Genomic DNA, 330 nt, shown 5'->3' on the forward strand with positions numbered 1-330 from the left:
CCACCCTGCAAATACAGGAAATTGCTTTATAACACTCTCACGTTTTTTATATTCATCAAACCGATAAAATAATGCAAATTTATTAGCTATCAAATTCTGATGCTGAAATAAATATGAAGTCATGCTTCTAATACTAGGTTTCCCTTCTTTTTTCCCCTCTGAATCTATAGTCATATCAGATAGATTTAATCCAAAAGCCAAAGATATCTCGTCCTTTGCATCTTTAAGACTAACAAGACCTTTTTCATGAAAATGTCGTTATTTTTACTGCTTTATAGAAACTTCTTTGCTTGTTCTATAGACATACATTTTATTTCGACCATTACCTTT

At 30.9% G+C, this 330-nt stretch carries 1 protein-coding gene; it reads right to left on the minus strand.

All coding sequences use genetic code 11. The annotated features are described in order from the left end of the window. Nucleotides 1–201: hypothetical protein (locus tag KVT37_RS32010; protein WP_217578997.1), on the minus strand; the 201-nt coding region annotated here is incomplete at its 3' end. Nucleotides 202–330 lie beyond the last annotated feature (129 nt).

It is taken from the genome of Mesorhizobium sp. GbtcB19, from assembly GCF_019091085.1.
Lineage (GTDB): Bacteria > Pseudomonadota > Alphaproteobacteria > Rhizobiales > Rhizobiaceae > Mesorhizobium.